12 protein-coding genes and 3 tRNA genes are annotated in these 14,343 nt (G+C 72.6%); 9 read left to right on the top strand and 6 right to left on the bottom strand.

Features of this window, described 5'->3' with window-relative positions:
* Positions 1-290 precede the first annotated feature (290 nt).
* Complete coding sequence (locus SNOUR_RS26935) at positions 291-1,322, top strand: rod shape-determining protein (protein ID WP_039636803.1); 1,032 nt, start codon at positions 291-293, stop codon at positions 1,320-1,322.
* 160 nt (positions 1,323-1,482) lie between these two features.
* Here the strand turns inward: SNOUR_RS26935 and SNOUR_RS26930 are convergent, their stop codons facing one another.
* Both SNOUR_RS26930 and trxA read right to left on the bottom strand, forming a co-directional pair.
* Positions 1,483-2,079 (bottom strand): histidine phosphatase family protein, encoded by a 597-nt coding sequence (locus SNOUR_RS26930; RefSeq protein ID WP_067351910.1) that lies wholly within the window; start codon positions 2,077-2,079, stop codon positions 1,483-1,485.
* Positions 2,080-2,101: 22 nt separating this feature from the next.
* Complete coding sequence (gene trxA / locus SNOUR_RS26925) at positions 2,102-2,506, bottom strand: thioredoxin (RefSeq protein WP_067351907.1); 405 nt, start codon at positions 2,504-2,506, stop codon at positions 2,102-2,104.
* A gap of 547 nt (positions 2,507-3,053) precedes the next feature.
* Here trxA and SNOUR_RS26920 point away from each other — a divergent pair.
* The 6 genes from SNOUR_RS26920 (at position 3,054) to SNOUR_RS26895 (ending at position 10,115) form a co-directional block, all read left to right on the top strand.
* A complete protein-coding gene (locus tag SNOUR_RS26920) occupies positions 3,054-3,845 on the top strand; it encodes an oxygen-binding di-iron domain-containing protein (RefSeq protein WP_067351904.1) in 792 nt (263 codons plus the stop codon).
* A gap of 167 nt (positions 3,846-4,012) precedes the next feature.
* A complete protein-coding gene (locus SNOUR_RS26915; protein WP_067351901.1) occupies positions 4,013-4,888 on the top strand; it encodes a glycosyltransferase family 2 protein in 876 nt (291 codons plus the stop codon).
* A 180-nt stretch (positions 4,889-5,068) separates the two neighbouring features.
* Positions 5,069-6,760: a nucleic acid/nucleotide deaminase domain-containing protein gene (locus tag SNOUR_RS47610; RefSeq protein WP_067351897.1), complete on the top strand. Its 1,692-nt coding sequence runs from the start codon at positions 5,069-5,071 to the stop codon at positions 6,758-6,760.
* A gap of 68 nt (positions 6,761-6,828) precedes the next feature.
* Positions 6,829-7,458, top strand: coding sequence for an SUKH-4 family immunity protein (locus SNOUR_RS26905; protein WP_067351894.1), 630 nt, complete (start codon positions 6,829-6,831; stop codon positions 7,456-7,458).
* Between the two features lie 12 nt (positions 7,459-7,470).
* On the top strand, positions 7,471-8,301 hold the full coding sequence (locus SNOUR_RS26900; protein ID WP_067351891.1) for a nucleic acid/nucleotide deaminase domain-containing protein: 831 nt from the start codon (positions 7,471-7,473) through the stop codon (positions 8,299-8,301).
* Between the two features lie 23 nt (positions 8,302-8,324).
* Positions 8,325-10,115, top strand: a complete 1,791-nt coding sequence (locus SNOUR_RS26895; protein WP_067351888.1) for a WD40 repeat domain-containing protein — start codon at positions 8,325-8,327, stop codon at positions 10,113-10,115.
* A 370-nt stretch (positions 10,116-10,485) separates the two neighbouring features.
* Here the strand turns inward: SNOUR_RS26895 and SNOUR_RS26890 are convergent.
* The 3 genes from SNOUR_RS26890 to SNOUR_RS26880 all read right to left on the bottom strand — a co-directional run bounded on the left by SNOUR_RS26890 (position 10,486) and on the right by SNOUR_RS26880 (position 10,892).
* Positions 10,486-10,562 (bottom strand) — tRNA-Ile (locus tag SNOUR_RS26890).
* Positions 10,563-10,741: 179 nt separating this feature from the next.
* Positions 10,742-10,814: transfer RNA gene (locus SNOUR_RS26885), tRNA-Asn, on the bottom strand.
* A gap of 5 nt (positions 10,815-10,819) precedes the next feature.
* Positions 10,820-10,892: transfer RNA gene (locus SNOUR_RS26880), tRNA-Asn, on the bottom strand.
* 215 nt (positions 10,893-11,107) lie between these two features.
* Here SNOUR_RS26880 and SNOUR_RS26875 point away from each other — a divergent pair.
* Both SNOUR_RS26875 and SNOUR_RS26870 read left to right on the top strand, forming a co-directional pair.
* Positions 11,108-11,407 (top strand): hypothetical protein, encoded by a 300-nt coding sequence (locus SNOUR_RS26875; protein ID WP_039636661.1) that lies wholly within the window; start codon positions 11,108-11,110, stop codon positions 11,405-11,407.
* Between the two features lie 67 nt (positions 11,408-11,474).
* Complete coding sequence (locus tag SNOUR_RS26870; RefSeq protein ID WP_067351885.1) at positions 11,475-12,944, top strand: FGGY family carbohydrate kinase; 1,470 nt, start codon at positions 11,475-11,477, stop codon at positions 12,942-12,944.
* A 22-nt stretch (positions 12,945-12,966) separates the two neighbouring features.
* On the opposite strand, the gene SNOUR_RS26865 is transcribed toward SNOUR_RS26870, so the two are convergent.
* Positions 12,967-14,166 (bottom strand): RNA polymerase sigma factor, encoded by a 1,200-nt coding sequence (locus tag SNOUR_RS26865; RefSeq protein WP_312633827.1) that lies wholly within the window; start codon positions 14,164-14,166, stop codon positions 12,967-12,969.
* Between the last annotated feature and the right edge of the window lie 177 nt (positions 14,167-14,343).

The raw sequence follows: 14,343 nt of genomic DNA, 5'->3' as shown, positions 1-14,343 counted from the left end.
TCAGACTTCCTGAACTCGACCTCGGGCTCGGGATCGGGATCGGGATCGACCTCGGGCTCGGGATCGGCCTCAGGTACTCCGACCCGCGCCTGACTACCGGTCAAGCCCCCGCCCCGCCCCTCACCCCAACGCCGCCCCTCCCCCGTCCTCGTCCCCCGAGCGGACGCGCTCAGCGGGCGGGGCCCAGTGGGGGCTCGGAGGATGGCGCACGAGCGCTCACGTGCGGGCGCTCGTGCCCAGTACCGGCCCGCCGGGGACGTTCGCACCGGCCCATCGGGGAGGAATCCACCATGACCATCAGCCTCGCCCAACTGCGCCGCTGCTCGGCCGCCGTCGACCTCGGCGCGGCCCGGACCAGGGTGTATGTCAAGAACCAGGGGCTGGTCGTCGACGAGCCGACCGTCGCCGCGGTCAACACCCGCACCGGGTCGATGCTGGCCGTGGGCGCCCAGGCCGAGGTGATGGACGGCCGCACGCCGGACTACATCCGCGTGGTCCGGCCGGTCTCCAACGGGACGGTCGTGGACATCGACCTGGCCCAGCGCCTGCTGCGCCACCTGGTCGGCGACAAGCTGCGCAAGACATGGCGGCGGCGGCCCTCGATGCGGGCCGCGGTCTGCCTCCCGTACGGCAGTGAGCCGCTGGCGCAGCGGGCCGCCGTGGAGACGCTGACCGGGTTGGGCGCCCGTCGGGTGGAGCTGGTCGACACGCTGGTCGCCGCGGCCGTCGGTTGCGGGCTCCCGGTGGAGCAGCCGGAAGCGACCATGATCGTGGTGTGCGGTGCGGGGACCACCCAGGTCGCGGTGCTCTCGCTCGGCTCGATCGTGGCCGCCGAGACCGTCCCCGTGGGCGGCAACGCCATCGACCACGCGGTGATCCAGCACCTTCGGCTGCACCACGAGCTGATGCTGCCGAACCAGTCGGTGCGTCCGCTGCACCTGATGCTGTCCGGTGACGGGGAGCTGACGCCGGGCTCCACCGAGGTGCACGGGCGGGACGTGGTCAGCGGGCTGGCCCGGTCCGTGCATGTGGACACCGAGCGGGTGCGGCGCGCCATCATCACCCCGCTGACGGCGATTCTCGACGGCATCAGTGCGGTGCTCCGCCGCTGCCCGCCGGACCTCGTGGCCGACCTCGGCGAGCGCGGCATCATGCTGGCGGGCGGCAGCGCGCTGATCCCGGGCCTGGAGCCGATGATCCACGAGGCCACGTCGATGCCGGTGCACATCGCGGACCAGCCCAGCACCTGCGCGGTGCAGGGGCTGGGCGCGATGATCGAGGGCAAGGTGCAGCCCCTGCACCTCGACCCGATGGCCCCCTGACCAGGTGGCCCCGACGGCCCGGTGACCCGACGCCCCCTGACGAGGTGACCCGATGGCCCGGTGACCCGACGGCACCACCCGACCAAGTGACCCAACGACCCAACGGCCCAACGGCCCAGTGGCCCGGTCGGCCCGATGGCCCCCAGGGGCGCCCGGCCGCCTACAGGCTCCGGGCGTTCCAGGCGATCACCGCGGGCCGGTCGTGCTCGGTGCCCAGGACGCCGACCGTGCCGGTGCCGAAGGTGAACAGGCCGCCCGAGGCAGCCGGGAGTCCCAGCCGGCGGGCGGTCAGTACGCGCAGGAAGTGCGCATGCGCCACCAGCGCCACATCGCCCTCGTCGACCTCGAGATGGGGCGCGATCAGCGCCAGTACGCGGTCGGCGCGCGCCCCGACCTCCTCGGGTGACTCTCCGGGGTGCTCGGCCGGCCCCGGCGCGACCCCGTCGTCGAAGAGGTACCAGTCGGGTCTGCTGCGGTGGATCTCGGCGGTGGTGATCCCCTCGTCCCCGCCGTAGTCCCATTCCCGCAGGTCATCGAGGATGTGCGGGGACGGGAGCCCGGCCAGTTCGGCGGTGCGCAGCGCCCGCGTCATCGGGCTGGCGTAGACCCGCGCGATCTTCCGCGCCGACAGCAGCGGCCGGAGTGCGCGGGCCTGCTCCTCGCCGTTGGCGGTGAGGGGGAGGTCGGTCCAGCTGGTGTGCCGGCCGTCGCGGCTCCACTCGGTCTCGCCGTGCCGGACCAGCAGGAGCTCGCTCATGCCGCGATCTCGCTTCGCTCGCTCACGCGCCCTGCGCCTGCTCTCCGCCGCCGTTCTGCGCCTGCTGCTCCTGGTCCTCGGCGACCGAGGCGCGGACCTCGTCCATGTCGAGGGCACGGGCCTGGCCGATGACGTCCTCCAGAGCGGCCTCGGGGAGCGCCCCGGGCTGGGCGAACACCGCGATGTTCTGCCGGACGATCATCAGGGTGGGGATGGAGCGGATGTCGAAGGCGGCGGCGAGTTCGGGCTGCTTCTCCGTGTTGACCTTGGCGAAGAGCAGGTCGCCGTGCTTCTCGGACGACCGCTCGAAGACCGGCCCGAACTGCTTGCAGGGGCCGCACCATTCGGCCCAGAAGTCGATCAGGACGAAATCGTTGCCGGAGACGATCTCGTCGAAGTTTTCCTTGGTGAGCTCCACGGTGCTCATACGCGCTTCCCTGCTTCCGGTTCGTCGAGGCTTCGGCGGGTGGACGCTTCGGCCTCCGGGGCGGCTGTGGTGTGCGGCTGGTGTCCGCTGTTCGGTCGGGTTCGGTGTTTCGGTTGGGTTCGGTGTTTCGGTTGGGTTCGGCGTGCGGCGCACCGGCGGCCTGCCGGGCGCCGGCGGACGGCCCGCCCGGTGCCCGACTCCCGTCACAGCTTCCCTCACGGCTTCCGTAACAGGACCAACCCGCACGGTATTCCGCATTTCCGCGATTCCGCGATTCCGCGATTCCGCGCACCGGACCGCCCGGCTCCCCTGCCCACATCGCGCCGTCCTAGACATGCCGTGGCCCAGATCACCCCCTACGGGAGCGGGGCGGACAGCCATGACGGTCGCCCCAACCGGCGCGGCCGTGCGGGCTGCTGTCGCACCCCGACCGGCGCGGCCGTGACGGCTGCCGTGTCGACCGTCGGCACCGCGAACCGTGTCGCGCCCCGTCTACCCGCCCGCCCTACGATGGACGGGGGGCCGCCCGGAAGGAGGCGTCGGCCCTATGGAGACACGCGTCGACGAGATCGCCGATGGGATCTACCGGATCTCCACCTACGTTCCCGACGTGGCCGCGCCGGCCGGCTTCACGTTCAACCAGTTCCTCATCGACGCGGAGGAGCCGCTGCTGTTCCACACGGGCATGCGGCATCTCTTCCCCGCGGTCTCGGAGGCGGTGGGAAGGGTGGTTCCGGTGGCGGAGCTGCGTTGGCTGGCGTTCGGACACGTGGAGGCCGACGAGTGCGGGGCGATGAACGAGTTCCTGGCCGCGGCCCCGCGCGCCGAGGTGGCCCACGGGCTCCAGGGGTGTCTGGTCTCGCTCAACGATCTCGCCGACCGGCCGCCGCGCCCGTTGGCGCACGGCGAGACGCTGGACCTGGGTGGCAAGGAGCTGCTGCGCCGCCGGGTGATGCACCTCAACACCCCGCATGTGCCGCACAATTGGGAGGCGCGGGTGCTGTTCGAGGAGACCACCGGCACGCTGCTGTGCGGTGATCTGTTCACTCATCTGGGCAACGGCCCGCCGATCACCGAACGCGACCTGGTCGGGCCGGCGCTGGACGCGGAGGAGATGTTCCGCCAGACGTCCTGTCTGACGGCGGCGGTGGAGACCATGCGTTCCCTGGCCCGGCTCTCGCCCCGGACGCTGGCCGTGATGCACGGGTCGTCGTACGACGGGGACGGCGCGGCGGCGCTGCGCGCGCTGGCCGACGGCTATCAGGAGCGGTTCGGCCCGGAGCTGGCGTTCGCCGCCCGGCCGAGTGCCCTGGCCGGCGCCAACGCCCCACAGGGCTGACCGCGTCCGCGCCGCCGAACCGGGGGCGCGGACCGCCGATCGGACCGTTCGCCGGCGCCCCGGGGCGGGTTGCGACGGGATGTCGCGGGGCCTGCGTCGTGGTGCGCGGTGGTCTGTTGCGGCGGCTAGCATCGCTGAAGAGACCGCCAAGAACGGAGTGTTCATCTGTGCGTCAGCTGCGCCTGGGCGTCGCCATCTTGACCATGGGAAACCGCCCCACCGAACTGCAGGACCTGCTGGATTCGGTGGCGAAGCAGGATCTCCCCGCGACGCACATCGTGGTCGTCGGCAACGGCTCGCCGCTGCCGACGCTGCCCGACGGCGTCACCGGTGTGTCGCTGACCGAGAACCTGGGTGTCTCCGGTGGCCGGAACGTCGCCCTGGACGAGCTGCGCAAGCTCGGCGACCTGGACCTGGTGGTCGATCTGGACGACGACGGGCTGCTGATCAGCACGGACGTCTTCAGTCGGCTCGCCGAACTCTACGCGGAGGACCCGAAGTTGGGGATCGTCAGCTTCCGCATCGCCGACGAACTGGGCCGCACCCAGCGCCGCCACGTGCCGCGTCTGCGGGTCGGCGATCCGCAGCGGGGCGGGCTGGTCACCACGTTCCTCGGCGGCGGGCACGCACTGTCCGTGCCGATGCTGGACCGGATCGGCGGCTGGCCGGACGAGTTCTTCTACGCCCATGAGGAGACCGACCTGGCCTGGCGGGCGCTGGACGACGGCTGGCGCATCCGTTACGCCCCGGAGGTCGTGCTGCAGCACCCGTACACCTCGCCGACCCGGCACGCGGTCTACCACCGGATGGTCGCCCGGAACCGCGTCTGGCTCGCGAAGCGCCATCTGCCGGCCGTGCTGGTCCCCGTCTATCTGGGGGTGTGGGCGGCGCTGACGGCCGTCCGCGGCCGCTCGGCGGCGGGCATGCGGGCCTGGGCCGCGGGCTTCGCCGAGGGGGTGCGCACCCCGTGCGGCCGACGCCGGCCGATGCGCTGGCGCACGGTGTGGCGGATGACCCGGCTGGGACGTCCGCCGGTCATCTAGGGCGCTTCTGACGCTGGCCCAGCGCCCGGTCACCGCGGAAGCGGAACGCTCCGCGGCGTCTTTGCCGCCCCCTTTAAGGAACCGTCAGCTTTCTGAAAGCGTCTTCCGGCACGAACTTTACGAACCGGTGGGGAACTGCTCGATCCGACGAGTGGGGACGGCAGTTAGGGGCGTGTTCGCGTGGGCGTGGTACTTCCGGGTTGGGCCGACGAGATACTCGACATCATCGGCGTCTCGTGGCCGAATGTGGACGAGGACGACTATCGCGCGATGGCGGACTCCTTGAGGGGATTCGCGGACGACATCGAGCACGGGGCGAACCAGGCGCATCAGGTGATCGAGAGCCTGGTGGGCACGGCGGGGGGTTCGCTGGGGGTGGCGGCCCTCAACGCCCACTGGGGCAAGGTCAACGGCAAGCACCTGAAGGGGCTCGCGGAGTGCGGGCGCATGGCGGGGACCGCCATGGACGTCGTCGCCGGCCTCGTCGAGGGCGCCAAGATCGCGGCCATCGCGCAACTCGCCATCCTGGCCGCGGAGGTGATCGCGGCCCAGGCGGCGGCGCCGTTCACCTTCGGCCTGTCCGAAGTGGGGGCGCTGGCGGGTACGCAAGCGACCCGGATCGCCGTGAAAAGGATCATCAAGGAGGTCTGCGAGCAGGTCGTCGAGCAGGTCGTCAGCGTCGCGCTGTCGCCGATCGAGGAGGCGCTCGGGGCGATGGTCGGCGACCTGGTGGTCCAGGTGGGGGCCAATGCCCTCGGGGTGCAGAAGGGCATCGACGTCGGCCATGCGGCCCAGGCCGGCAAGGAGGCCGGGAAGTCCGCGGCCGGTGCGATGCAGTTGCTCAGCGCCGGCGGGGAAGGCGGCAGCGGAGGCGGTGGGGGCGGCGGGGGCGGCGGCTTCACCTTCGATCCGGACGCCCACGACAGTGTGGTCACCGGCCTGCAGAGCGCCGGCGGCACCTTCCGCAGCGGGGCCGGCGGCAAGCTCGGGCGGGCCAAGAGCCATCACGGTCGGACCCGCGGCAAGGACGCCATCGCCAACGCCGCCGCCCCGATGATCGACAAGGCGCTGGAGGGGCTGGAGACCGGCGTCAAGCGGACGGCGGACCATCTCGACGACAAGATGGTCAACGGCGTCAAGAAGATGAAGCTGAACCATCGTGAGAACGACGAAGGTATCGCGACCGACCTCAAGAACATCGGCAAGAATTCGCACGGCAATGCGCCGATGTACAACGTCAGCGACAAGGGGAAGGTCACCCGTCTCACCACCGAAGGGCACAAGGACCTCACCGCCGAGGACCGGAAGCGGCTCAAGCCGATCGGGCTTCTGAGCGACGACCACGTCCCGCGACGGGAGGCCGGCAAATATCCGCTGCCGCCGGCGGACGAGCGCAAGCGGAAGCCCTCCCAGCAGGTTGGCTTCGGCAGTACGGACCTGTCGCAGGCCACCCAGCTGGCGCGGCACGCCAACACCGGCGCGGGCAGTAAGCAGGGAGATTACGGTCGGGTCAGCAAGGGGAAATTCTCCAGTCGGAACTACGCCGCGGCACGGTATGGCAAACGCGGCGCCGACGATGAATTCGTGCTCGTCGGCCGCAGTAAATGGCCGGGAATGCACTCCGAACGTCAGGTCGGCATCCCGTTCCTGGACTCCGGAAAATCGAAGGGCATGTCCGAGCTCTATACCGAGCGCGAGCCCTGCACCACCGGGCCCGGCACCAGGGACTGCAGCGCCTGGATGTCGCACCATCTCCCGAGCGACGTCAAGGTTTCGCACACCGTCGAGTACGGCGACACCGCGGAGTCCAAGAAGAAGGGAAACGACGAAATGGAGAAGTATCTCAACGGCATTAATCGGCGCAAGAAGTAGCGATTGACGCAGAGAAGTCGCCTCCGATAAGATCACCGGATTCCCGCACCTTACCGACAGGACAGAAGATGCCCCAGCTCACCGACCGGTCGATGATGGAGTCGGTATTCCCTCCGGAAAAACTCGTCACGCTGGAGGAAGAGAAGCTGCCGGCGGAAATCGATGTGGCCACGCGTGCGCTGCTGACCACCACGGGCCTGCCGGACGACCGGAGTTCCTTTTTCGTGCTCGACGGCGGCCTCTTCGCCGGGGAAACCCCCGACCGGTTCCGTCGGTGCGCGCAGCTCAGTCATTTCTCCGAGTACCACGACATGCCGGAGGGCTGGGCACAGTGGCTGGTGCTGGGTGAGATCCACTACGACGTGGTGGTGCTGGACCCGGTCTCCGGTGCCGTCCACGCCCTGCCGGACGGGGAGTTCACGGCCCGTCCGCTGAATCAGAGCCTGGACTCCTTCCTCTATTTCCTCTATCTCCTCGAACTGGAGCGCCCCGGCTACGACGCCACGGTGTCGGAGGACCTGCCCGACCCCGAGGCGCTGGCGGAGTCCCTCCGGGAGCGCATGCGGAACGCCGACCCGCTGCCGTTCGAAGGGGTGGAGCCCGTCTGGTCGGAGGAGGCCGACTGGGAGGCCGAGGACGCCGGGCCCGTTCCGACGTGGGACGGTGTCCTCTCAGACGTATACGAGACGGTGGGTTAGGCGGAGTCGTCCATGACAGTGCCCGAGGGTGAACTGCGGAAGTTCGGACCGGAGGCGACCGGCGATCCGTTGGCGGTCCCGGAGAGCGTCCGCCGGCTGGTGCAGGTCGCCGTCCCGTGGACGGTCGGCCCCTATTTCTCCACCTCCCCCGACGACCCCGTCGTGCTGGACGCCTATGCGGAGTCCGTCGGGACGGCGGTGGCACGCGAGGAGCAGCGGCAGTGGGCGCGCCTGGGCACCGACCGGGGCCACGAGCTCTGCGCCGCCCCCGGGGGCGAGGTGCGGGCGGTGCTGCTCGGCTACCAGGAGCCGCCCCGGTTCGTGAGCTCCTCGCCCGAGCAGTTCGCCCAGTGCCTGCTCGAACTGGACCGGGCGTTGCGCGTCATCCTCGGCACCGACCAGCCGGAGGCCGCCGCGGAGGCGTTCGCCGCGGCGGAGCGGCAGCTGCGCGCCACGGACCCGGCGGCCTTCGCCGACCGGGAGAACTGGTGGCCGCTGGTCCTCGACGACATCCGGGACACCGCCGGCACGGAGTGGTACGCGGCCTTCGAGTACGTCGGCGACGACGGCGAGAAGCAGGTGGTGACCCGCGCCGGCGGCATCGCCCTGCACCCCGAGGAGAGCCTGTGGTCCGCGCTGCGCGGCGCGGGCGTCGAGCCGTCCCAGGTGACGCGGATCCACACGGAGTTGGAGGCGTGCTTCCTGCCCGGCCACTACTGCTCGCTGTGGCTGGCCCAGATGTTCCCGGACGCCGAGTTGACCCACAACTTCCCCTACGGCGAGAGCGCCGAGTCCCGGGCAGAGGGGATCCGCCTCCTTCGCGAGGCGGCCGCCCAGCAGTGACAGCGGCAGGGGGAGAACCGCCGATGACGACCACCGCACACCCTGAGAAGGCGCCCGAGACGGCGGCCTGGCCGGCGCTGGACGACCGCCACGCGGCGGCCGGTCGGGCCCTGCTCGACTGGGCCGCCGCGGCCGACGGCGAGCGGTCGCGGCTCTGCCTGGTCCGCGGCGGCCGGACCAGCGGCAAGAGCCATCTGCTCGCCTGGTTCCTCGCCGGGGCGGGCGCCGACCGGCGGACCACCGTCCACGCCACGGTCCCCGCCGCCGGGCTCATCGCCGACTCCGTCGCCTGGGAGCTGGGCCGCCAGCTCGGCTACGGCCCGCTGCCCCCGCACCGCCTCCTGGACCGTGTCGCCGCCGACGCCCGTCCGCTGCTGCTGCTCCTGCCCGATCTGCACCTCGCCGGCCGCGGACCGGCCGACCACGCCCCGGCGGACCCCGGCACGCTCGTCGACGAGCTCCTCGTCCCGCTCCTGGGGCTCCCGCACGTGCGCGCCGTCGCCGAGACCGGCACCACCGCCCTCCTCGACGACACGGACCCCCACGTCATCGACCTCGGCGAGGCCCCCTGGCCCGACGCCGCGCCCCCGCCCGCCGCGTCCGAGGCGGCCCCGGACGCGGACGCCGCGGCCCTGCTCGCCGCCGTCCCGCGCACCGCCGACGGCAGGGCGCGGTGGGACGAGGCGCCGCCGGCCGCCCGCGAGCACGTCCTCGACGCCGTGCTCGGCACCGAGGACGGCGGCACCGCGGCGGGCTCCCTGCTCGCCGACCCCGGCTTCCTCCTCCACGGCTCCGCCACGGCCATCACCGCGGCACTCCGCGATCCGGCCACCGTCGCCCCCGCGGGCCTGCGCGCCATCTGGGACCGCGCCGCGCCCCACCTGTCCGGTTCCGCGGACGACGACCTCGCCCGCGCCGCCGTCCTGCACGCCGCGGCCCTGGCCACCAGCGCCCCCCTCACCGAATACCTGCGCCCGCTGGCCGAACGGCATCTGTGGACCGCGGTCTGGGCGCACCACGACGTCCCGGCGGCCGCCCACTGCCACCTCCCGCAACGGGACGGCTCCCTGCTCGTCGCGGACGCCCTGGGCCGGCTCCACCGCCACGACGCGGGCACCGGCGAGCGCACCGGTGTGGTGCCCACCCCCGCGGGGCTCCGCCCCTTCGGCCTCGCCGCCGCCGACCCGGAGGCGGTGCTGCTGTTCGACGGCAGCGGGCCGCTCTTCCCCCTCACCCCCGACGAGGAGGGCCCGGCCGGCACCGTACTGGGGCACATCGCCGCCCACCACGGCACCGCGGCGCTCGGCTCCGCGCCCTCCCGGCCCACCGCGCTCGGCGCCGACGGCCGGTCGACGACGGCCGTCGTCGGCGACGCCGGCGGAGCCGTCCACGTGTGGCCCCTGACCGCCTACCGGCCCCTGCCGCACTCCCACCGCCTGCACGACGTCCCCGTCACCGCCGTCACCTGCCTGCGGCTGCCCGACGACGACCTCACCCTCGTCTTCAGCGCCGCCCTCGACGGCTCGATCCGCCTGTGGGAGACCTCCGGGGAACCGATGGCGGGCCCGGTGGAGCGGCGCCCGGCCCTCGTCACGGCCCTCGCCGCCGCCGACACCCCCGCCGGCCCGCTCCTGGCCGCCGCCTGGAACGACGCCGAGCTGCACCTCTGGCACCTCACCAGCGGGACCGTCCGCACCCTGCCGCTGCTGTACCGCTGCAACGCCCTGACGCTCTCCCCCACCGGCCGTCTGACCCTCAGCGGCCCCGACGGCCTGCACACCCTGCAACTCGCCCTCGACCGCCTCTGGAACTGAGCGCACCCGCCCCACGGACGGCCCGGGGACGGCCATCGGCCCGCCCCCGGGCCTCGGTTCCCGCGCGAGGGGTCGACGAGCCGCGCAACTCCGGGCCCCCGGCGACCAGTTCCCGCACCGGCGCCGGCGGCTGCGCGCAGGACGACGCCACGCGCGATGCTTCGGGGCCCCTCGCCGGCCTTGGCGTCGCCACACACGCTTCGACCGCGCCGCGGGCTCCGCGCCCCGGTGCGGCCCCGTGTGCGTCCCTCGTACGGCCCTGTGCGGCCGTGGAGCTTTTTCGGGGCCGGAACGACGAGGGCCGCCACCCGGAGGTGGCGGCCCTGCTGCCGTGATGTGGCTGGTCAGACGCTCTTGCACTGGCCTGCCGTGGTGGGGCGGGTGGGACTCGAACCCACGGCCGACGGATTATGAGTCCGCTGCTCTAACCGGCTGAGCTACCGCCCCTCACGGCGCGTCGCGCACATTTGTGCGCGCCGTCTGCCGCAGCATAGCCGCTCATACGATCTGCTGCCCGTGCGGGCTGCCGTCCGGCGACCTTGCACGCCCAAGAGGACTTCGATCACCCCGGGTTCGGTTCCCGGACATAAGAAAAAGGACCCCTTCCGGGGTCCTCGTTCCCTCTGCTCCCCCGACTGGACTCGAACCAGTAACCCTCCGGTTAACAGCCGAATGCTCTGCCAATTGAGCTACAGGGGATTGAGCTCCCCCGACTGGACTCGAACCAGTAACCTGCCGGTTAACAGCCGGCTGCTCTGCCAATTGAGCTACAGGGGATTGCTCTGCTTGCCTCGAATGCATCGCTGTCCGGGGCTCCGGACGGCGGGCGCTCGCTGCGACACATACATTAGCGCAAGCAGGGGGGTGCTCCGCCAATCGGTATCCCCGGAGGTCGCCACGGCCGGCTCCGGGGCCGGCGGGCAGGTGCCCAGCCCGGCGTCCGGTGCCGGCCGGCACCGGACGGGATCGAGCGGCAAGGGAAAGGTGGAGCGATGCGCTACCGGCTCACGTTCATCGCGGGACTGGCGGTGGGATACGTGCTCGGCACCCGGGCCGGGCGGGAGCGGTACGAGCAGCTCCGCAAGAGTGCCCAGCGGATCGCGCAGAATCCCGCCGTCCGCAACACCGCGGAGTCGGCCGCGCTGGGCGGGCGGCAGGCCGCGTCGAAGGCGTTCGCCGCGGTGTCCGACAAGGTCGGGGACCGGCTGCCGGGCCCGGTGGCCGAGCGGGTGCGGTCGTTGCGGGAGCAGCGCGCGGCCGACGAGGACGACTGGGGCACCAGCAATACATGAGCCCGGGGTCCCGGCGGGCAAACCCTGACTCTCTCCCCATGGCGCTCATGGGGCATCATCTGGGGCCATGGGGATAGTCGCCGGGTTGGACAGTTCGTCCGAGAGCACACGGATCGTCGTCTGCGATGCGGACACGGGTGCCGTCATCAGGCAGGGGTACGCGCCGCACCCCGTCGAGAAGGGGCCCGAGGTCGATCCGCAGGCGTGGCTGATGTCGCTCGGCGAGGCCGCCGGGAACGGGCTGCTGGAGGGCGTCCAGGCGATCGGTGTGGCGGCGCAGCAGCACGGGCTGGTGGCGCTGGACGCCGACGGGAATCCGGTGCGGCCGGCGCTGGTGGGCAACGACAAGCGGGCGCAGAGCGCAGCGGCGGACCTGGTGGACGCGCTGGGCGGGCGGGCGGCCTGGGCGCAGGCCGTCGGGTCGGTGCCGCAGGCGCAGCACGCGGTGACCAAGCTGCGGTGGCTGGCGCGCACCGAGCCGGCGAACGCGGCCCGGGTCGCGGAGGTCATGACGCCGCACGACTGGCTGGCCTGGCAGTTGCTGGGCCGGCCGGCGCGGCGCACGACGGACCGGGGCGGGGCCTCGGCGACCGGCTACTGGTCGGCGGCGACCGGCACGTACCGGCCGGATCTGGTGGAGCTGGCGCTGGGGCATCAGGTGCGGCTGCCGGAGGTGCTGGGGCCGTCGGGGACGGCGGGTTTCACGCCGGAGGGGCTGCTGATCTCGGCCGGGACCGGCGAGACCATGGCCGCCGCCTTCGGGCTGGGGGTCGGGGTGGGCGACGCGGTGGTGTCGCTGGGAGCCTCGGGGTCGGTGTTCGCCATCCACGACGAGGCGCCGGCGGACCCGTCCGGGACGATCACGTCGTTCGCCGACGCGACCGGGCGGCATCTGCCGGTGGTGCACACCACCAACGCGGTGCGGGTGCTGCGCGGTACCGCGGAGATGCTGGGGACGGATCTTGCGGGGCTCTCGGAGCTGGCGCTGCAGTCGTCGCCGGGCGCGTACGGGATGGTGCTGCTGCCGTATCTGGAGGGCGAGCGGACGCCGCATCTGCCGCACACCGCGGGGTCGTTGCACGGGATGCGGCGGGAGAGCATGAAGCCGGAGCATCTGGCGCGGGCGGCCGTGGAGGGCATGCTGTGCGGGCTCGCGGACGCGCTGGACGTGCTGCGGGCCCGGGGGGTGGCGGTGCGCCGGGTGTTCCTGCTGGGGGCGGCGGCGGAGCTGGGTGCGGTACAGGTGGCCGCGCCGGGGTTGTTCGGGGCGCAGGTCGTGGTGCCGCAGCCGGCCGAGTACGCGGCGCTGGGCGCGGCGCGGCAGGCGGCGTGGGCGTGGCAGGTGGCGCACGGGACGGCCGTCCCGGCCGCCGGTGGGGACGGCGGTGCGGGGTATCCGGAGCCGCCGCGGTGGCCGGCCGCGGCGAGCCAGGTCTTCGAACCGGGCGAGGAGCTGCCGGTGTGGCAGGCCGTGCGGCAGCAGTACGCGGCGGTGCGGGACGAGGCCCATCCGGGGGCGTTCCAGCGGGAGGGGTGAGTCGCAGGCGACCGGCCCGGCCTCAGTCGAGGTAGCCGCGGAGCTGGTCGACGAAGGCGTGGTCGCGGAGTTTTCCGAGGGTCTTGGATTCGATCTGCCGGATGCGTTCGCGGGTGACGCCGAAGATCCGGCCTATCTCCTCCAGGGTGCGGGGGCGGCCGTCGGCGAGGCCGTAGCGGAGCTGGACGACCTTGCGTTCGCGTTCGCCGAGGGTGGACAGGACCGCGTCGAGGTGTTCGCGGAGCAGCAGGAACGCGGCGGATTCCACGGGTGAGGCGGCGTCGCCGTCCTCGATGAGGTCGCCGAGGGCGACGTCGTCCTCCTCGCCGACGGGGGCGTGCAGCGAGACCGGTTCCCGGGCCAGCCGCAGGACGTCGGTGACGCGTTCCGGGGTGAGGCCGAGGTGGGCGGCCACCTCATCGGGGGTGGGTTCGTAGCCGCGTTCCTGGAGCATCCTGCGCTGGACCCGGACGACGCGGTTGATCAGTTCGACGACGTGGACCGGGACGCGGATGGTGCGGGCCTGGTCGGCGAGAGCGCGGGACATCGCCTGGCGGATCCACCAGGTCGCGTAGGTGGAGAACTTGTAGCCGCGGGCGTAGTCGAACTTCTCGACGGCGCGGATCAGTCCGAGGTTGCCCTCCTGGACGAGGTCGAGCATGGTCAGGCCGCGGCCGACGTAGCGTTTGGCGACGGAGACCACCAGCCGCAGGTTGGACTCGATCAGGCGGCGTTTGGCGATCCGGCCGCGGACCACCAACGTGTCGAGGTCGTGGGCGAGTTGGGAGTCGAGGTCGGGGGTGCGGGTGAGTTTCTCCTCGGCGAAGAGGCCGGCTTCGACGCGGCGGGCCAGGTCGACTTCCTCGGCGGCGGTGAGCAGCGGGATCCGGCCGATCTCGCGGAGGTACTGGCGGAAGAGGTCGGAGGAGGGGCCGCCGGTGTCCGGGCGGGGCGCGGGGTCCGCGGTGTCTGCGGTGTCTGTGGGGTCTGCGGTGTCCGTGGGGTCTGCGGTGTCTGTCGTGTCGGTCGCGTCGGTCGGGTCCGGGGCGTCGGTCGGGTCCGGGGCGTCGGGGTGCTCCGGGGGGATCTCCGCGGCCAGAAGTTCGGCGGCGGGGGGTTCGGCCTGCTGCGGCACCGTGACCGGCACGGTCAGCAGGCCGGTATCGGGCGGGGCGGCCGGTGCGCCGCCGGCAGGTGCGGCGGGGAGGGTCCGGGTCTGCACGGGGGCGACCTCCAGGTGATCGCGGCTGGGGCGGCACGAGGACCGGGCGGAGGCGGCCGAGCCGCCGGGGCCGCCGCACGGTCACCCGCGGCGGCGCGGGGCTCACGGCCCGCACGGCGGCGCGTACGGGCGGATGTGCCGCGCTCCGGGGACTTACGGCACCGCTCCTCAGTGTGG

The organism is Streptomyces noursei ATCC 11455, assembly GCF_001704275.1.
Classification (GTDB): Bacteria; Actinomycetota; Actinomycetes; order Streptomycetales; family Streptomycetaceae; genus Streptomyces; species Streptomyces noursei.
This window is presented reverse-complemented; position numbering and strand designations above follow the sequence as displayed.